17 protein-coding genes are annotated in these 17,821 nt (G+C 54.0%); 10 read left to right on the top strand and 7 right to left on the bottom strand.

What is annotated here, in order from left to right; translation table 11 throughout:
- The first annotated feature begins 48 nt into the window (after positions 1–48).
- From HY751_01525 to HY751_01500, 6 genes are all read left to right on the top strand, one after another.
- A complete protein-coding gene (locus HY751_01525) occupies positions 49–882 on the top strand; it encodes an SCO family protein (GenBank protein ID MBI4665068.1) in 834 nt (277 codons plus the stop codon).
- Complete coding sequence (locus HY751_01520; protein ID MBI4665067.1) at positions 882–2,507, top strand: cytochrome b N-terminal domain-containing protein; 1,626 nt, start codon at positions 882–884, stop codon at positions 2,505–2,507. The genes HY751_01525 and HY751_01520 overlap by 1 nt, the downstream gene beginning before the upstream one ends.
- Positions 2,504–3,028, top strand: a complete 525-nt coding sequence (locus HY751_01515) for a hypothetical protein (protein MBI4665066.1) — start codon at positions 2,504–2,506, stop codon at positions 3,026–3,028. The genes HY751_01520 and HY751_01515 overlap by 4 nt, the downstream gene beginning before the upstream one ends.
- A 70-nt stretch (positions 3,029–3,098) precedes the next feature.
- Positions 3,099–3,551 carry a hypothetical protein gene (locus HY751_01510; protein ID MBI4665065.1) on the top strand — a complete coding sequence of 151 codons (453 nt, stop codon included), beginning with the start codon at positions 3,099–3,101 and terminating at the stop codon, positions 3,549–3,551.
- Positions 3,552–3,708: 157 nt separating this feature from the next.
- Positions 3,709–4,695: a nuclear transport factor 2 family protein gene (locus HY751_01505; protein ID MBI4665064.1), complete on the top strand. Its 987-nt coding sequence runs from the start codon at positions 3,709–3,711 to the stop codon at positions 4,693–4,695.
- On the top strand, positions 4,692–5,642 hold the full coding sequence (locus HY751_01500) for a L,D-transpeptidase family protein (GenBank protein MBI4665063.1): 951 nt from the start codon (positions 4,692–4,694) through the stop codon (positions 5,640–5,642). The genes HY751_01505 and HY751_01500 overlap by 4 nt, the downstream gene beginning before the upstream one ends.
- Before the next feature lie 26 nt (positions 5,643–5,668).
- Here the strand turns inward: HY751_01500 and HY751_01495 are convergent, their stop codons facing one another.
- On the bottom strand, positions 5,669–5,920 hold the full coding sequence (locus tag HY751_01495; protein ID MBI4665062.1) for a glutaredoxin family protein: 252 nt from the start codon (positions 5,918–5,920) through the stop codon (positions 5,669–5,671).
- Between the two features lie 141 nt (positions 5,921–6,061).
- On the opposite strand from HY751_01495, the gene HY751_01490 reads away from it, so the two are divergent.
- On the top strand, positions 6,062–6,325 hold the full coding sequence (locus HY751_01490) for a hypothetical protein (GenBank protein ID MBI4665061.1): 264 nt from the start codon (positions 6,062–6,064) through the stop codon (positions 6,323–6,325).
- Between the two features lie 227 nt (positions 6,326–6,552).
- Positions 6,553–7,626: a mannose-1-phosphate guanylyltransferase gene (locus HY751_01485; protein MBI4665060.1), complete on the top strand. Its 1,074-nt coding sequence runs from the start codon at positions 6,553–6,555 to the stop codon at positions 7,624–7,626.
- Positions 7,627–7,633: 7 nt separating this feature from the next.
- On the opposite strand, the gene HY751_01480 is transcribed toward HY751_01485, so the two are convergent.
- Entirely contained in the window at positions 7,634–8,974 is a 1,341-nt protein-coding gene (locus HY751_01480) for a protein kinase (protein MBI4665059.1), read from the bottom strand.
- 301 nt (positions 8,975–9,275) lie between these two features.
- Between HY751_01480 and HY751_01475 the strand changes: the two genes are divergently transcribed.
- Positions 9,276–10,901 carry a response regulator gene (locus HY751_01475; GenBank protein MBI4665058.1) on the top strand — a complete coding sequence of 542 codons (1,626 nt, stop codon included), beginning with the start codon at positions 9,276–9,278 and terminating at the stop codon, positions 10,899–10,901.
- A 15-nt stretch (positions 10,902–10,916) separates the two neighbouring features.
- Here the strand turns inward: HY751_01475 and HY751_01470 are convergent, their stop codons facing one another.
- From HY751_01470 to HY751_01460, 3 genes are all read right to left on the bottom strand, one after another.
- Positions 10,917–12,797: a response regulator gene (locus HY751_01470; GenBank protein ID MBI4665057.1), complete on the bottom strand. Its 1,881-nt coding sequence runs from the start codon at positions 12,795–12,797 to the stop codon at positions 10,917–10,919.
- Positions 12,798–12,891: 94 nt separating this feature from the next.
- Entirely contained in the window at positions 12,892–14,796 is a 1,905-nt protein-coding gene (locus tag HY751_01465; GenBank protein ID MBI4665056.1) for a HAMP domain-containing histidine kinase, read from the bottom strand.
- The gene (locus tag HY751_01460; protein ID MBI4665055.1) at positions 14,793–15,848 is read right to left on the bottom strand and encodes a hypothetical protein; all 1,056 of its coding nucleotides are present in this window, start codon (positions 15,846–15,848) and stop codon (positions 14,793–14,795) included. Before HY751_01460 ends, HY751_01465 begins: the two co-directional genes overlap by 4 nt.
- A 603-nt stretch (positions 15,849–16,451) precedes the next feature.
- Here HY751_01460 and HY751_01455 point away from each other — a divergent pair.
- Positions 16,452–16,634, top strand: coding sequence for a hypothetical protein (locus HY751_01455; GenBank protein ID MBI4665054.1), 183 nt, complete (start codon positions 16,452–16,454; stop codon positions 16,632–16,634).
- 35 nt (positions 16,635–16,669) lie between these two features.
- On the opposite strand, the gene lspA is transcribed toward HY751_01455, so the two are convergent.
- Together lspA and HY751_01445 are read right to left on the bottom strand one after the other, a co-directional pair.
- Positions 16,670–17,173 carry a signal peptidase II gene (lspA, locus tag HY751_01450; GenBank protein ID MBI4665053.1) on the bottom strand — a complete coding sequence of 168 codons (504 nt, stop codon included), beginning with the start codon at positions 17,171–17,173 and terminating at the stop codon, positions 16,670–16,672.
- 83 nt (positions 17,174–17,256) lie between these two features.
- Complete coding sequence (locus tag HY751_01445; GenBank protein MBI4665052.1) at positions 17,257–17,799, bottom strand: arginine decarboxylase, pyruvoyl-dependent; 543 nt, start codon at positions 17,797–17,799, stop codon at positions 17,257–17,259.
- Positions 17,800–17,821 lie beyond the last annotated feature (22 nt).

Below are 17,821 nucleotides of genomic sequence, written 5' to 3'. Positions count from 1 at the left end.
AGACCGGTTAAACGGTTTTCCACCGCTTGTTGTTTGTTGGGAGCGGTAATGAAAAACGGTTACTTATTTATTCTCAGGGCTGGGGTGGCGTTATTTTTCCTCCTGCGCCTTAACGCCGCTCCCGCTTATGCTGGGGAGACCGGGCCGGGAGGATTCGAGCCTCGCCTGGCCCGGTCAGAATTTGTAACAGGCCAAACGCCCAGGAATTTCCGCCTGCTCACCCAGGATGGGGAACAGATGCCCCTTTACAAACTGAAGGGCGCCCCCGCGCTGATAAGCTTCATGTATATAGACTGCAACGGCCCATGTCATCTCATCAACCAGAGCATAAAAAACCTTCTACATAAAATGGATCCCGCGGTGGCCGGTAGCGTCACCGTGTTATCCGTCAGCCTGGATTCCCAGAACGATTCGCCTTCCAAATTGAAAGAATACGGGGCGCAGTTCTCAACCGGTCTGGACAACTGGATATTCGCCACGGCGGAAAGGGAAACCATAGACGAACTGGTTTTGGACCTGGGATTTTTCTACGAGAAGAAGGGTGGCGGGTACGAGCATCTCAACCGTCTTACGCTATTAAACTCCGAAGGAAAAGTAATACGCCACTTCTATGGGGTGGATTACGACGTGGGCGAGGTGGAGGCGGCCATAAAGGCGTCGCAAAGCGCCGGTGTGACAGGCAGTATCTCCCGCGCTGTGAACTCGCTGACGTTGTTCTGCTCCACCTACGATCCGGCCACAAAAACCTACCGGGTAAATCCGTTTCTGATAGTGTCCTGGGGGATCCAGTATCTTCTGGTAATGGCTACGCTGATATACATTTTCAGGGGGAGGATAGGCAGGTTCACCGCCTCGGTTCTCAGGCTTTGCCGGGCGGCGTGATGGAAGGGAAGTTGAAAGACCCGGCTGGGCCGCTCCCCGGCGCCAGGGCGGGCGGGGAGCGCAAACAGCAAATCCCGATGATACTGCGCCCGGGCAACGCGCTGCTGGTGTTTGTCCAGGAAACCTTGAACAAGGTATTCACCCCATCCCTTAATCCTCTATACCTTCTTGGTGGAATAACGTTCCTGTTTTTCTGGATACTGATCGCAACGGGGCTTTACCTGTTCCTCTTTTACAAGATTAGCGCTACGAACGCGTATGAGTCTGTCCAATACATCACCGAAAACCAGCGTTATTATGGGGGGATAATCCGTTCGCTTCACAGGTACGCCGCGGACGGATTATTGATAGTCATCGCCATCCACATATTGCAGGTGTTCTTTTCGGACAGGTTCCGGAAGAACCGTTGGGTGGCGTGGGTGTCCGGAGCGGCTGTGTTATTCCCCGCATGGTTTGACGGCGTCACCGGCTATTTTCTTGTGTGGGACGAGAAGGGGCGGATGATAGCACAGCTTACGGCGGAACTGTTAGACCCGTTGCCGCTGAGCGCCGAACCGCTTTCCCGCAACTTCCTTACCGGCGGCTCGGTGCATTTCCTGCTCTTTTTTGTAATAACGTATCTGCACATCACGATACCTTTTTTAATAATGGGGCTTCTCTGGCTCCATTGCATGCGGGTGGCGCGGCCCAACATATTGCCGCCGAAACCTGTGGGGTGGGCCATAATCATATCTCTACTGGCTGTTTCCCTCGTGAAACCGGCGTTAAGCATGGCCCCGGCGGACCTGTCAAAGATACTTGGCGAAGTGGAGATGGACTGGTTTTATTTCTGGCCCTATCCGCTGATCCATAAATACTCCATCCCACCTTTGGCAGTATGGGCGTGGGGCGCGGCGCTGTTCGGCCTGTTTACCGCCATGCCCTGGATAATCCGTAGCCCGGCGCGAAAACCCGGCGCGGAAACCATGGCGCCCCAGGGGGCCATCACGGTGGATCTGGAAAAATGCGTGGGATGCGCGTTGTGTTTCCAGGCGTGTCCATTCGAAGCCGTGAACATAGTGGAGAAACTGGTGAACGGCGAGACGCGGGCGTATGTGACCGTGGATACGGACCGGTGCGCCGAATGCGGATTTTGCGTGACCTCCTGCGAGTTTGACGCGGTGGCCATGGCCGGGCATACGAAAAGCGATTTCCAGGCCGCCATAGATAAAGCCATCGGCGAAGCCCGGCGGAATGGCGAGCCATCCGTAACGTTCATCTGCGAGAGGTGTTGCGATTTGTCCGGATTTACCTCGGAAAAAGACGCGACTCTTACGTTCCATCCTTCGTCGGCGCTGGTCATCACGCCGTGTATAGGAGTTATAAGCCCGTTGATGGTGGAGCATTGCTTTACGGCCGGGGCTTCCTGTGTGGCGGTGGCCGGGTGCAGGGCGCTGGACTGCCATTACCGCGAAACCCGGCGGCGCATCAAGGACCAAACCGTCCAGTTCCCCAAACATTTCGTGGTGGAGGAGATGAAAGATTTCAGGGTGCAAGTGTTTCACGTGTCCCCTTATGAAGTGGATGAACTGAAAAAAAACCTTACGGGGTTTTTCGACGGCTCAAAAACAGGGGGGGATAAATGAGTGGCGCACGGCTCAATATAATAGGGTTGATAATCCTCATGGCGCCAGCCCTGGCGGTGGGGGTATTCTCGGACTGGCCCGGGTACAGGTTCAACGCCGAAGATACCATGGGGGTCATCGTGTCATTCAAGAAGGTGACGGACCGGGTTCATCTGTGTGATGAAAAAGAGCTGGCGGAATTCCACGCCCAGGCGGAGAAAAGGCTGAAACACATGCGCCGGGCAAACGCCGAATGTGGAAGCCGTGAACGGGTTCCGTTACAACTTGTAATTTGGATTGATGGCGCGCTGAAAGCGGAGCTGGAAGTGATCCCGGCGGGCATAAGGCGGGACGGCGCATGTTATGTTTATCGAAGGTTCATTCTGCCCGCGGGGGAGCATGAAATTAAAGTGGCCATGAAAGATTCGGTGGGGGATGGCGATGAGTATGATTATGAATATAAGACCACGGTCAACGGCCAGGCGCGGAGGGCTGTGGTCATCAGTTTTGAGTCCGGGAAGGAGTCTTTTGTCATTTTATAAAACGGTTTCAGCCCTCATTGTCATTAGCCTATGCTTGGTGGAGCCCGCTTTCCCATTGGCGGACGTGTCCATGTTCGAGATCGAAGGGTTAAGGCTGGGGATGACACTGGAGCAGGTGAAGTCGGTAAAACCCGCCTTAAAATATGAAGAGCTTCACCGCGAGGGGGATGCCCTGACAGCAATACGCGGTGAGGGTGGGGGGCTTCATTTGCGGTTTACCGGGCCATCGAACGGGTCATTACTGTACTACATCGAGAAAAGGGAGATTTTCAAAGATCCGCCAGACCCATTCATGATATTTCAAAAGCTGGTTCAAAAATATGGCAGGCCGGATTATAGCGGGCGGGACATGTGGCGCGCGCACGCGGTGTGGGGCAAACCAGTGGGGAAAATCAGGCGGCTACAATTCGAGCTTACCATCGCCGGGAAAGGGGACAGTTTCCCATTTATCCTCTTTCTGTATGACCCTATAACCGAGGCGCGAAACCTTAATCCGGCCCCAAAACCCCTCATTCGAAAGTAGTTTTCCTTCTGGGGCCGGGCGCGGGTTTTATAGCGCCCAAACCGTCCTTGACGGCTAGGCCCCAAACTGGTAAACATAATCGACTCGGGGTTTTTCTATCGCCAGAAATCTTATCCATAAAATAGACAGGATGACAAAACCCGGATCAGGACGGCGCATGGTAAAGGCGTTGGCCCTGTTTTCGATACTAGCCGTGTTTTCCGGAGCTTGCGCTACGCCGGACACATCCAATTCCAAAAATGGATTCGGCGGAAGCTGGTTTTCCGCCCGGAGGAATTATCTGACGGACGTTAAATCCTTCACCAGCCAGGATAAGACCATGATCCGGTTCACCGGCGAGACGCCAATCAAGTATTACGCTTACCGGATGGACAATCCTATCCGCCTGGCGGTGGAGATGGATAACATGGGGTTTTCGCTGGCGTCGCCGCTGGTGATAGTAAATGACGCCCTGGTGGAGAAAGTTAGCGTATTCAGTTTCGAGAAGGCGGGGAAGACCCGGGCCGAAATCCTGATGAAACAGCCCTACACCTGCGATATGGAAAAAGATGGGGCATCTTTATACATAACCATAAGGCAAGACACCACTTCAGACACGGCCATGTTATTTGAGGCAAAGAAAACCATCACCCAGCTTACCGAGGAGATAGAAAAGCTCAGGTTGATCCTTACCTCCGGCACTACACCCGCCCAGCCGCCGCTGGAACCGGATAATCCACAGGAAACGCCGGTGGAAGCGGCAGTGGAGCCATCCCCTCAAAAAGACGAGCCAAAAGCCGGGCCCGCGGAAGCGGAAGACCCCAGGCTTGGCGTTATGGCATCGCTCATCGGCTGGAAAGACGGCTGGAGCGCCAGGGATTTTGGCCGGTACAGCTTCCATTACGCGGAAACGTTCCAGGGTGACGGGCTGGGCAGGGCGGAATGGCTGGCCGAAAAACAAAAGAAAATATCCAAGGCCAAAGATATTAAAATATCCATCTCGGATGTGGAGATAGACGTGATTGGTGAAACCGCCCATGTGCGGTTCATCCAGCGCTACTCATCGGGCAGGCATACAGATTCCGGCCTGAAAAACATGACCATGGTAAAAACCCACGATGGCTGGAAGATAGAATCGGAAGACTGGAGACCGATAGGCAGATGATAAAAGACAACATGCTGGGCAGGGCCAGGCTGATGATGTATCAAGCCAGGGTTTCGTTCAGCGTGCGCCGTCAGAACCTGGAGGTTACCCAGGCTTTCAATTTTCATGGCGAGTCCCCATCGTTTAAGAAAGTGGCCGTTTTCGCCGGTACTGGCATCGTGGCTTTTTCTGTGATCAGCTGGGCGGTTACCGGCCCCATGGGCTCCGTGGCGGTGGGGAAATACTCAAACCCTGGAGTGGCGCAAGACAGCGCCTTAACCACATCGGCCTTAAGCCCCACTCTGCCCACCCCTGAAGAGGTTGAGGCTATTGCCTTGAATATCCCTGATCTGGCGGCCCTTCCCCTGCCGGATTTCGATATTCCAGCGCAGGAAACCAGCGCCATTTATACCCTGGCGGTGGATAAAACGAACCATGCGCTTTACGTCCTGGAGGAGACGCAGGACAATTACCGGATCGTGGAGCAATACCCCATCTCCATAGGCGCCGAACGTGGCGATAAACAGGTTACCGGGGATAAACGGACCCCGGAGGGGATTTATCAAATAGTGGGTATCAAGGAAGACGCCGAGCTGTTGTCGGAATATGGCCCCAGGGCGTTCGTGCTTAACTATCCCAATGATGTGGATATGAAACAGGGCAAATCGGGATATGGCATCTGGATCCACGGTTCGGGCATGGGGGACAAAACCAAACCCACCAAAGGCTGTGTGCAGGTGAACGATTTCCATATTATGGAGCTGGGCCGGTTTGCGGAGAAGGGGACGCAGGTTTACATTTTTCCGGAGGGGTATAACGTGCCGGTGGCGAACAGGGCTATCCAGAAGAACGTTCTAAAACCCCTTACGCTGTATGGGATAAAGAAGTTCCGGGACATGAAGGTGGCTGAACGGGATCAAAAACTGGCCAGCGGTGAGTCTGCCGGCTCCCGGCGGACCGGCGGATAGGTGGCTAAATAGCAATTATTTCTGACTTACGCCTGTAACAAAACGTCTAGTTCCTGCTCGAACCTCACCCTGTTAAACCTGTTGCCGTCCATGAACCTCCCTTTGAACTCCAAAGTGGGGACAACCCTTTTCCCCCGGGCGGCTATAATAATATCAACAGCTTCCGGCTGGGATTCTATGTCCACCAGGTTGTATTTTATCCCCCTATCTTCCAGCGTTCTTATGGCCGCCAGGCAGTCCGGGCACCACGAAGCGGAATATAATGTTAAAACAGACACTTATAAGCTCCATTTAATTTGTTTTTTCAGGCCGGTTGGCGCGTTTAGGCCTATATTATATATAGAAAAAGGTACGACAAAAAGTTGGAATCCTTTAGAGCAAAAGCCCATCTTTAGGCTGAGGCTAAAAGGAGAGCGATTATGAGAACTAGAATCAAGGAAGCGGCTGGTGGCAGAAAATCGCGCAAATCGGTAGCCAACGCCATTAAACGGAGCGGGCCGGTGTTTGGCATGAATAAAAGGGAAGACAATAGAAGCCCGAAACATTCCACCCGCACCAGGTGTTACCATTGCGGCGGCTTGTTGAAATACGATCCTGATGGCTCGGCGGCATGTGTAATGTGCGGCAGGGATATGAACCATCAATGCGCCAATTGTATTGACCACGAGAAACATGCGGCTTAAACGGTTGAGGGCGCTACCGTGCGGGAGGGTTGAGCGGTTGGGGTAAGTCTCGCCCAAATACGCCCGAAGTCCGAAGTATGATTAGCCCCATTTCTAATGACCCCTTAAAATCAGTTAATCTCTTTCCCCTTCCTATAATCAGGTAAACCGCATTGTTCAATCGCCTGTCGTTTTGATAAACTAATCCCTCTTTTCCACTCAACTTTTTCTTTGGGGATTTTTCCAACATGATTCATGTGGTGATAATGGCCGGTGGCAAAGGGACCAGGTTTTGGCCGCTTTCCCGCGAGAAGCACCCAAAACAGCTTCTGGCCGTGGCCGGGGAGCGCACCCTTATCCAGCAGACCGTTGACCGGGTCGGCGCAACCGCATCCCACGAGAACATTTACATCATCACCGGCGCGTCCCACGCGGATGAGATAAGGCTTCAACTGCCCGAACTGCCGCCGGAAAATATAGTGGTGGAGCCGGTGGGGCGCAACACCGCCCCATGTGTGGCGCTGGCGGCGGCCATTATCCGGCGTAAAGACCCCAGGGGAATAATGGCCGTGTTCCCCTCCGACCATGTGATTACCAATCCAGCCGCTCTTGATTCGGCCGTAAAGGCTCTTGTGGGGGCGCTGGAGTTCAGCCCGGAGCTTATCGGGATAGTGGGAATCAAACCCTCATATCCTGAAACGGGTTACGGTTACATAAAGATAGGCGCGCATATAACATCCCAGGTTTACAAGGCGGACGGTTTTCTGGAAAAGCCGGATAACGCCACCGCTCAAATGTATGTGGAATCGGGGCAATATCTTTGGAACGCGGGCATGTTTTTCCTCCGGGTGGATACGGCGCTAAACGAGATAGAAAAACGCCTGCCCAGCCTCCGGCCCGCCGTGGAAGGTTTGGCCGACCTTTTCAGGACTCCGGGATTCGGCGACAAAATCAAAGAGGTGTACCCCACCCTGGAAAACATATCCATAGACTACGCAGTCATGGAAAAAGCCGGGGCCGAGGGAAAGGTGATTTGCGCCGTGGCGGACCCTGGCTGGAACGACGTGGGTTCATGGCGTTCGCTGTACGACCTTATGCCCGCCGACGCCCAGGGTAACCGGGCCCGGGGGAAACTGGTAGCGGTGGATTCCACCGGCGCCCTAGTCCACAACAGCAAGCGGCTTGTAGCCCTGGTGGGGGTGGATGACGTGGTGGTGATAGAGACCGATGACGCTATACTTGTATGCCACAAGGATCGGGCCCAGGACGTGCGCCAGGTGACGGAGAAGCTGAAAAAAGAAGGGTTAGAGCGGTATTTGTGACCGGGCTTTAAATATTCGTCTGCTGGAAGAACTCGGACAGTTTTCCGGAGGTGACCCTCAGCTTTTGTGAAAGAATCTGCGCCAGGTTACGGTATAGCTTCCCGGACGTATTCGCGTCGCACCGCAGTAACGATACTTGGTGTATGGCCATCACCTGGCAGTCGGTCTCCGCGATGGCGGTGGCGGAGCGGGGCCCGCCGTCTATAATGCCCATCTCGCCGAAAATGTCGCCCCGTTTTAGTGTCAGGATCACCACAGACTTTTCCACCGATGGCCCCCGGCATATCCGCACCTTGCCGGACATAACAAGATACATGTCCCGCGCCACTTCCCCTTCCTGGAAAATAACCTCCCCGGCGGAATATTTCTTCACCTGGCACACCTGCAACAGCCGGTATAGCTGGGAGTTGTCCAGGTCGTAAAAGAAGCCGAAACTGGCCCGGTACTTCCTCAATATGCTCAGGGTCTCCTGGGAGATTACACCGCCGTCGCTTTCGAAAAAGCTCTCGTTTATTATCTCGTCCAATTGCTCCGCGAAAGCCTGGCAGGAGGGCAGACGCAGGTTAGGGTCTTTATTGAGACAGATGGAGATTATGGCCGCCACGCGGTCTGGTATGGCGGGATCCAAATCCTGTGGCGGGGTGGGGTTAACCCGCAAAATCCTGTCGTACAGGGTAAAAAGGTTGTCGGCCATGAATGGGCGCTTGCCCGTAAGCAGTTCATAAGTGACCACCGCCAGTGAAAAAAGGTCGCTCCTGCCATCCAGCGGCGCCTTGTTTATCTGTTCCGGTGACATGTAATAAGGCGTACCACCCACGCCTGGCATGGGTTTCACCGTAAGCTTTATGCCCGACCCCTCGCCGATGCTGGCCACGCCGAAATCCATCACCTTGGCCTGCCCGTTGGTAAGCACCATTATGTTGGAGGGCTTGATGTCCCGGTGATACACGCCCCGCTGATGGGCGAAATGGAGCGCCCTGGCCACCTGCACCAGCGCGTCGAGCTTCTGTTTCATCTCCATGGAGCGGGCGGCGCCGCTTATCACGCTGTCCATGGATACGCCGTCCAGAAGCTCCATCACCAGATAGCAGAACTGGCCTTCCATCCCGGCGTCGTAGGTGGTGACGAAGTTATGGTGGGACATCTGGCCGGAAATCTGCATTTCTATGGAGAACTGCCGCATGACGGACTCGGCCGTCACTTCTTTGTCCGCATGGGATGTGTCGGTGACCTTTACCGCCACGTCACGGCCGATAAGCTCGTCGGTGGCCCGGAATATGGTGGCCATGCCGCCTTTGCCTATCTGTTCTTTTATGCGGTAGCGTCCAAGATATTCCGGAATGTCCATTATTCTTTCCGCCCAGGCCCCAATTTGAATGCGCCAAGTTAAGGATTATACATCAAGCCAAACCCATGGAGTTGGCAATCATATTGATAATGGTGTATTTTATCCTTATATCCATCGTTTAAGGTTCTTGTAAACCAGCCCGGCGCCTATTCGCTTGTTTCCGGGAATTTGACGGGGAAACCGGCCAATGGCGCGTCCAAAGTATGTGTGACTAATTGATACATGAGCATGTTAATGTTTGAATTTACAAGACTCCATAATATAACTATAATTGTTGTGTCAAACTGAGGGGGATGCTCTGATGGATATAACCACCATCAATCCGGGTTTTAGGACTTCCTTGGAAGCCGATGCGTCTCAAACGGAGCCGTACCTTGTATTGATAGTGGAAGACTGTTCCCAGAGCATGGAGATCATGGGAAAGCTGTTCTCCTCCCAGGGTTTCCAGTGGGTTGGCGCCGAAAACGGCCAGCGTGCCTTGGAGCTTCTAAGGGAACGTTCGTTCGACCTTGTGCTTCTGGACATTTTCATGCCCATCATGAACGGGTACGAGGTGCTCAAGGAGGTCAAAAGCGACAGGGACCTCAGCCACATTCCCGTAATAGCCATTACCGGTAACGATTCGGTGGATTCCGCCGTAAAGTGCATCCGTATGGGGGCGGACGACTATCTTAGCAAACCGTTCGACCCTGTCATCCTGAAAGCCCGCGTCAGCTCCTATCTTGAAAAGAAACGCTTGAGGGATATGGAAATACAGTACCGCCGGAGCCTGGAGGAGCAGAACGTGCTATTGGAAGAGCGCGTCCGCGCCCAGGTCCAGGAAATAACCGAGCGGTGGAAGGCCGAGGAAGACCTGAAAAAGGCCAAGGAAAAGGCGGAGGAAGAAACCAGGCTTAAAGACAAGTTCGTTTCGCTGGTTTCTCACGATCTGCGTTCCCCGCTGGCATCCATCCTGGGCATGTTGAAAGTGATGGACGGGAACACCCTGGAAGTCTCAGACGAATGGCGGCGGGAGATAATAAGAAAAGCGGCTGTCAGTTGCCATGACCTTATCAACATGATTGACCAGCTTCTTAACATAAGCAGACTTAAGACCGGTTCGTTAAAGCCCCATTACCGGTTCTTCGAATCGGCTACCGTGGTGAACTCGGTGCTGGACAGCCTTTCGTTCCTGGCCGAGAAAAAGGGCATCAAGCTGGTATGCGAAGTAAACTCCAAAAACAGGCTTTTCGCCGACAGGGAGCTGTTCTTCGAGGTTTTGCAGAACCTGATCTCCAACGCCATAAAATTCTCACGCAGGGACGATACCGTCACGGTATTCACCCCGGAAGGGTCGTTATCCATGATAGCGGTGAAAGACACTGGTGTAGGTGTCAGCGAAGACATCCTGCCAAACCTTTTCAGGCACGACATGAAAACATCGCTCAAAGGAACCATGGGCGAGCGGGGTTCGGGCCTGGGTCTGCCTCTATGTAAAGACATAATGGACGCCCACGGTGGCCGGATATGGGTGGAAACCAACGTCGAAACGGGGAGCGTTTTCTATGTAAGCTTCCAGACGGTAAAGCCGAAGGTGATGATAGTGGACGACAAGGAGGATATGCGGTTCATCCTTCGGAGTTACATCCAGAAACTGGACGCCGAGGTTATAGAGGCGGACAATGGCGGCGCCGCGCTGGAAATAATAAACAAAGAGGCTCCACATCTTCTGATCACCGATCTGGACATGCCGGTGATGGACGGTTTCCACCTTCTTCAGAAAGTGCGGGCCAATCCCGCCACCGCCAAATTGCCTATTGTGGTGGTGACCTCCAACATGGAGTTTGAGACCAGGGAGAAAGCTATCCGTAACGGGGCCGACGATTTCTTCACCACGCCGATTTCGGACCGGGATTTCATACCGAGGGTGGGCCGGTTCGTTTCCTGATAAACGGGTAGGGGTTTAGAAAACAAACCGCCGCACCCGGGGCATGAACTCCTCTTTTTGCACCGGTTTGGTAACAAAATCGCTGGCGCCCAGCCTGAACGCCTTGTCCCGTGTTTCCTGATGACTGTCCGCCGTTAGCACAATGAACGGCAGGTTGCCGATGGCCGGGTCTTTTCTCACCCTTTCCAGCAGACGGAAACCGTCCATGTCCGGCATGTAGATGTCCGACACTATCAGGTGAGGCGGGATTTCGTCTATTCTCCTCATGGCCTCCTCGCCGTTGGCCGCTTCCAGTATGTCCACTTCCATAGCCGCAAGATATGTTGTAAGCATGAACCTGATGCTTTTCTCGTCATCCACAATGAGGATTCTTGGCCGCACATATGGAAGCCTGGCGGTGAAAACGCTTCCCTGGCCCATAATTGATTCGGCGGTTATCTGCCCGCCGTGGGCCTCCATTATGTCGTGACTGTAAGGAAGCCCAAAGCCCGTGCCTTTCTCCCCGGCGGTTCCCTCGGTGCTAACCCGGGTTTCATGGCTGAATATCTTTGGCAGGACTTCTGGCGGCACCCCGACGCCGGAATCTTTCACGGCTATGGCCGACCCGCGCCCATCCGGAGCGAACACCACCACATTTCCGCCCCGGTCGGAGAATTTAACGGCGTTGGATACCAGGTTGTAAACCACCTCCGAGAAAAGGTTTATGTCGGCGTACAATCTCAGGCCTGCGGGGGTGTCATTGACCAGTTCTATCCCTTTTTCCCTGGCCAGGCCGCTTACCCGCTCCAGGGCCAGGTCGGCTATGGTCCTTCCATCCAGGAACATGGGGCGGGGTTTTATCTGGCCGGTCTTCAGCCTGCTTATGTTTAAAAGCTCTTCAATCACCAGCCCCATGTGGTCGCCTATCTCTGCGACGTTCTTGATCACTTTGATTTTTTCATCGTCTTTGTATTGCCCCCAGCCGCCGACCAGTACTTTTAGCAGACCGGTGATGGAGGTTAGGGGTGATTTAAGGTCGTATGTGACCATGGAGACGAACCGGTCTTTCAGCCTGGTGGCCTCTTCGGCCTTCTCCTTTGCCTGGCGCAGGGCGTCTTCGGCTTCTTTGCGTTCCGTTATGTCCACGCAGGAACCTATATAACCCGCGAAGGAGCCGTCTGGCAAAAATCTTGGAATGCCGTTGTCCAAAATCCACCGGTATTTTCCGTCATGCCTGAGAAGCCTGTATTCCAGCGTGAAGGCTGACCGGCCATTGAACGCCTGAAGGTAGGTTCCAAGGCGGCGTTGCTGGTCGTCCGTATGGACATTTCCCGCCCATCCCTCGCCCAGTTCCTGCTCCAGGGTCTTGCCGGTGAAATCTATCCAGGGTTTGTTGAAATAGATGTGGCGGGAATCCGGCCCGGCTATCCATATCATTACGGGGGCAGTGTCCGCCATGGTGCGGAACCGTTCCTCGCTCTCCAAAAGCTGGCTCTGGAGCTTTTTGGAGCGGGCTTCCCGCTGGGCGTCGCGCCAGGCGCGGTTGATTATATCCGGGAGCGACTTTATGTATCCAAGTCCGGCGTCTTTTACCAGATAGTCCCGGGCGCCAAGCTTTATAACCCTTGCCGCCAGCGCCTCGTCACCGTGGCCGGTCACAAGGATCACCGGTGTGGTAGGGTGTTTTTCGATGATCTCCACCAGAAGGTCCTCGCCAGAGGCGTCCGGCAGTTTATGATCCAGGGTTATAAGGTCAATCCCGCCCCGGTCCAAAACGCTCATGGCGGTGGCCCGGTTTTCGGCCACAACCACCCGATGGCCCGCATCCTCCGCCGCCACTTTTTGCAGGATGGCGATAGCAGGCTCGTCCTCCACCATGAGGATGTTCAGAGGATTGCCGGTTTCATCAATGCTCATGACCGCCGCCGATGAATTGGCTTCGTTATTGTGATGGTTTTCACGCTCTTCAGTTTCAAAGAATATTGAAACTACCTCAAGAAAACCGTCTTCATTATATATCCGATTTGTCCCTCTCCGCTTCCTGGCTTGCCGAGGGGAGGGTGAAATAAAACGTGGCCCCCATGCCGGGGGCGGATTCCAGCCGCACATGGCCGCCCATGTTCTCCACAGCCTTTTTAACAAAGGCCAGTCCCATGCCAGTGCCCTCTATCTGTCTGCCATGGAGGCGCTGGAACAGCATGAATATCTTCTCGTGATGTTTCGGGTCTATACCTTCGCCATTGTCCCTCACGAAATATCCGGTATAGCCTTCCAGGGCTCCCGAAACGCCTATTTCCACCACCGGGTTAGCCTCGGCGGGCGGCATGAATTTCACTGCGTTGGAGACCAGGTTTGAAAATATCTGGTAAACCCTTTTCCCATTGGCCCAGGCTGGCGGGATGCCGGAAGGTATCCGGAAATTTATCTTCCGCTCCCGGGCCAGGGCCGTGGCCTCGGCCATAACCTGGGTCACAATCCTGTCTATATTCACAAGCTCGGGGCGGGTGTCCATCCTTCCCACGCGGGATATCTCCGCCAGGTCCTCCAGCAGTCTGGCCATCATCGTGGCGGCGTCGTGAATATGCCCGAAGAACAACTTGATGTCGCCGGAAGCGTTTTCGCCCAGTTCTTTTTGAATAAGGCTGGTCATCCCGTTTATCGTAATCATTGGCACTTTCAAGTCGTGCGAGACCGAGTAGATGAAAGACTCCATTTCCCTGCCAGCTTTCTCCAGTTCCGCGGTGCGTTCCGTGAGGGCTTTTTCCTTTGCGCGGAAAGTGTGGCGCATTTCGTTGAAGGCGGCGGTCAATTCAGATATCTCATCGTCTCCTGATATGGGCAGGTCTTCTTCCGCCATGCCTGCCGAAAAGTTTTGCGTGGCCGATAACAGGGCCGCAACCGGCCGGGTAATCCGGCTGGCGTTATGGCGGGACAGCCTGATTGCGACCATCGTCATACCCGCTATTATCAGGGCAAGGATGACAATGACCACGTTCCCCATGATAGAGGCTATCCTGGCTTTTGTTTCCATCTCACCCTGGTAAGCGGCCACCAGGTTACTTAACTCTTTGGCGGTGACGCTGGTTTGGGGGAACACCTTGAGGGTCATAAGCTCCCGGGCCAGGTTCCAGCCGGGCTTCCTGCGCTCTGTCATCGTTTCACCGGCGAAACGGGCATAAGCCTCCACATCTCTTTTCAACCGGTCTAAAGCGGTGGAAAATCCTCCGCTGGATTCAGCGGTCAGCGTTTCATCCGTCAAATCCAGCGCCTTCTTTATGCGTATCGAGATTTCGGCCCCAACGGCCTCGTCCCCGGTGGCGGCGAAATCGTGAAGCTCCAGGAAACTATCCCGTAGCGCCGCTTTTAATTCCAAAAGCCTGCCACGGAGTCTTGCGCCGCCCTGATTATCCATGCCGGTGATGGAGGAAAGAGCGGTTTCATAAATGGGTTTAACACGACTGGCAAGGATCATCGCCGCAGGTTCATTTCCCGGTGTGTGGGCCAGGTCCTCCAGCCACCATTGGGTTGCCTCCAACTCCCTTAAGGCGCTGATAATCTTTCCCACCAGCTCCGCTTCTTCGCCGGAACTCATGGAGCGCAACTTGAGCATCGAGGGCCAGATGTCCTTCTCCCAGGCATCAAGCCTGTCCTGTCTGAGTCCTTCCTCCGTCACGGATAGCCGAAGGCCGCCCAACGAGCGGTTTACCCCTGAAAGAGCCGTCATGGCCGCTTGGGCTTTAGGCGCAGTTTCCCCGGAGAATTCCGTTAAGGCGCCCCGCAACACCATAAGCCCTATGAAAGCTATTAAAAGACCCGCAAGGCCTATCACCGTCACCGAAAGGTGGGACAGCAGAAGCTTCCCCTTCAAATCCTTGGGGGATAAAAACTCCCGTACATGTTCCCGCAGGTCTTTCATCGCTTTCGTCCTGGCGGCGGGGCGGTCTTGAGCAGGCGCTCCGGATGGGCGTCCACCTGTTTTTCAAGTTCCGCCAACTGGGTCTCCAGTGTTAAAACCCGCTCAAAAAGCTCCCGCAAGCTTCTTGGCCCGGGGTGATGGGCCTGAAATTCGGGTTTGGCCTCTTTTGAGAGGGAATGCAAAAATCCGGTTTTCAGGCGGACAAGGGAAGCCATGTCTAATAGATCGCCGGTGGATATAATTTCCAGGGAAGCCTGTTCCACAGATATCCTTAATGGTATAAGCCCAAGCGGCGGAGCCATGTCGCCCATCAGGTCCAGACAGTTGACCAGCTTCATGTAAACATCGGCTGGTTTAGGATTGGTTACTGCGCTCCGGACAGAGGGTATAAGACGTAAAACATCTGGATAAATTTCCAGCGTTCTGGCGGCGTACCCCACGGCTCCGGTAACCTTCAGGAAAACATCCGCAAGCTCCGCCTTTGTTTCCAATAGCGCCCCTGCCTGGCGGCTGGAGTTGGCCAACAGAAGGAAAATATCCCCTTCCGTACCGGATTGCTTAATGGCCCCCGGCTGAATGGAGGCGGCTGGAGCCGCGCCCAGTTCCTTGGCCAGCTTGTTTGTTAACTCCAGAATAGCGTCAAGAACTCTCAAAACGTCAATTAACGATGGATCAGCTTTGGGCGCTGACGGATCAGGATAAATTGTCCTGGTTCGCTCGAAAGAAAGGGTGTTTATTTTGTCGAACAATATGAGTGACTGGAAATATATATCGAGGGATGAGGCTTTCGTTACCAGAATATCCACAACAGGGGGTTTTGGTTTTCCCAACTTGGCCCTGATCAGTTCCAACTGGCCGCTAATCGCAAGAGCTTGAGAGTGGACACGGCCGGATTCACCCGCCAGAGCTTCAGCCGCTTGCGCGGGGGAAAGGGGTAGCGTGATGCAGAACGAGAGAAGCAACACCTGGATTGTAATTAGCGGTTTGAAAGCGGGGCGGGTTGGGGGTTTGGTTTTGCGGAAAAGCGCCATGCTTTTTTTCGCGGCGTCCATAAACTGCCCATCTCCCCCAAATTAGCGGTACATCCAGCCTGATATTTTTATGGGATGAAGCTGGTTAAAGGCATTTCGCATGGCAAGGTGAGCTTCACACCCAAAGAGATTTACCGCAAAGCTGATTTATATTACTGAAGTATATCACCCTTCACGCTTCGCATGGCTTCCACTCAAGCGTTGGTGGTGTCCCAGTTTGAATATCAAATAACAGACAGATCCTTCACTTCGCTTGCGCTTCGCTCAGGATGACATAGACAGATCCTTCACTTCGCTTGCGCTTCGCCCGGGATGGCAATGTTATCAACGGCATTTATATTGTCATTCTGGGCGTAAGGGAAGAATCTCCCTTGTACTTTCAAACTGGGACACTACCCAAGCGTTACGCGCCATCTTCTTTATCGGCCGGAGATGGTTGTTCTCATTATTTGGTCTATTAATAGAAAGCCGGACATGTGGCGAGCCTTGTTGCGACAGGTGTGTCGTTAATCGGGACGCGTTCCATGGAGCGCTTCAGTACACCGGTTAATCGGCCAGTTTTGGCGATGCGGGATAACGCGCTGAAAAATAATGAATAACACGAATGGTACAGCTATTGCTTTTATGAAGAGTATGGCCGTGATGGACGCGGCGGAAACGAAAGACGGAAAGAGGGAAGGAGAAGCGGAGATGTACAACACGGTTCATGGAATCGAAGACAGCAAGTACCTGGTGGCTTTTATCGGCGGGTTTGTGGCCCTGGTTGGCGGCTACATGTTGGCCCTCGTCACAACGCTAGCCCTATGAGGCGCTGGTGGAGGCCTGGCGTCAATAGAAACCTGTCAAACCCTGTCAACAGGCATGGAGCCGGGCTTTGAGTTATTGAAAGCCATCACATATCCCAGCAGAATTATCCCCACGGTTATGCAAGAGTCGGCCACGTTAAAAGCGGGCCACTGATACTCTCCAATATAAAAAAGCAGGAAATCGGTAACAGCGCCGGAGCGTATCCTGTCTATCAGGTTCCCTAACGCGCCCGAACCGATAAGGACATAAGCCGCCCGGGAAATCCAGTCATCCGCCGGGGCCGAGCGGTAGAGTAACGCAATCACCACCAGGGCCGTTACAGCTATGGCCATGAAGGCGTAAGAAACCCAATCGCCGTTTATTTGGGATAAAAACCCGAAAGCGGCGCCTTTGTTCTTTATATAAACGATATTGAAAAGGCCCGGTATCACCGTTTTGCTCTCGTGGAGAGTGAAGGCGGACTCTATGCCAAGCTTGGTGGCCAGATCCACAGCCACCACCGCCAGTGCCGCCGCCAGCGCTAACCAGCCATTTTTCATAAGTTTTTCGGACGAACCGGTTTTGACAAAAAAACGGGCGGAGGTTTTAGAAGCCCCCGCCCGGTATATAAACTTGCGTCAGGTCAGAACAGGAAAATGGCCGCCGCCACCACCGTGGTGTATCCGGTTTTAACGATGGCAGACTGCGTGATGTTCCTGGTTTTCACTATCTGGTTGGATATCTTGAAAACCTCTTTTTTCATGTCCCAGGACTGGTTCTCGTCGAACTCCACACCCAGGGTGGATGCCAGCATGGCCGCCGCCAGGTCTTCGGCGTAGTCGCCAGCCACCTTGTCGGTCTGCCCATAGGCGTGATGTTCGCTCAGGTAGCCGTAGCTACCCTTGTCCGTAGGGATGGCGCAACCCACCGATGAGGACAAAAGCCTGTGCGGCTCGTTGCTACCGATCCGCGCCATGACGCAGAAGGTGATTGCGCCCGGTTTTAACAGCTTCACCCCCTCTTTGCGCGAAATAATCTTGCAGTGGGGTGGCAGGATGGACGAAACGTACACCAAGTTGCATTTTTCCACCCCAGCGTCGCGCAGGGCCAACTCGAAGGAGCGCAGTTCCTCTTTATGGGTACCAACGCCGTTAGTGAAAAACACTTTTTTGGGAACCAGGTCCATCTTAGCTATCATCTCCTAGACT

This window comes from Nitrospinota bacterium (assembly GCA_016208975.1).
Lineage (GTDB): Bacteria > Nitrospinota_A > UBA7883 > UBA7883 > JACRLM01 > JACQXA01.
This window is presented reverse-complemented; position numbering and strand designations above follow the sequence as displayed.

What these genes read in the sequence shown, in the direction of transcription:
- HY751_01525 (MBI4665068.1), top strand. Translation starts at nt 49, where the DNA reads ATGAAAAACGGTTACTTATTTATTCTCAGGGCTGGGGTGGCGTTATTT.
- HY751_01520 (MBI4665067.1), top strand. Translation starts at nt 882, where the DNA reads ATGGAAGGGAAGTTGAAAGACCCGGCTGGGCCGCTCCCCGGCGCCAGG.
- HY751_01515 (MBI4665066.1), top strand. Translation starts at nt 2,504, where the DNA reads ATGAGTGGCGCACGGCTCAATATAATAGGGTTGATAATCCTCATGGCG.
- HY751_01510 (MBI4665065.1), top strand. Translation starts at nt 3,099, where the DNA reads ATGTTCGAGATCGAAGGGTTAAGGCTGGGGATGACACTGGAGCAGGTG.
- HY751_01505 (MBI4665064.1), top strand. Translation starts at nt 3,709, where the DNA reads ATGGTAAAGGCGTTGGCCCTGTTTTCGATACTAGCCGTGTTTTCCGGA.
- HY751_01500 (MBI4665063.1), top strand. Translation starts at nt 4,692, where the DNA reads ATGATAAAAGACAACATGCTGGGCAGGGCCAGGCTGATGATGTATCAA.
- HY751_01490 (MBI4665061.1), top strand. Translation starts at nt 6,062, where the DNA reads ATGAGAACTAGAATCAAGGAAGCGGCTGGTGGCAGAAAATCGCGCAAA.
- HY751_01485 (MBI4665060.1), top strand. Translation starts at nt 6,553, where the DNA reads ATGATTCATGTGGTGATAATGGCCGGTGGCAAAGGGACCAGGTTTTGG.
- HY751_01480 (MBI4665059.1), bottom strand. Translation starts at nt 8,974, where the DNA reads ATGGACATTCCGGAATATCTTGGACGCTACCGCATAAAAGAACAGATA.
- HY751_01475 (MBI4665058.1), top strand. Translation starts at nt 9,276, where the DNA reads ATGGATATAACCACCATCAATCCGGGTTTTAGGACTTCCTTGGAAGCC.
- HY751_01470 (MBI4665057.1), bottom strand. Translation starts at nt 12,797, where the DNA reads ATGAGCATTGATGAAACCGGCAATCCTCTGAACATCCTCATGGTGGAG.
- HY751_01465 (MBI4665056.1), bottom strand. Translation starts at nt 14,796, where the DNA reads ATGAAAGACCTGCGGGAACATGTACGGGAGTTTTTATCCCCCAAGGAT.
- HY751_01460 (MBI4665055.1), bottom strand. Translation starts at nt 15,848, where the DNA reads ATGGACGCCGCGAAAAAAAGCATGGCGCTTTTCCGCAAAACCAAACCC.
- HY751_01455 (MBI4665054.1), top strand. Translation starts at nt 16,452, where the DNA reads ATGAAGAGTATGGCCGTGATGGACGCGGCGGAAACGAAAGACGGAAAG.
- lspA (MBI4665053.1), bottom strand. Translation starts at nt 17,173, where the DNA reads ATGAAAAATGGCTGGTTAGCGCTGGCGGCGGCACTGGCGGTGGTGGCT.
- HY751_01445 (MBI4665052.1), bottom strand. Translation starts at nt 17,799, where the DNA reads ATGGACCTGGTTCCCAAAAAAGTGTTTTTCACTAACGGCGTTGGTACC.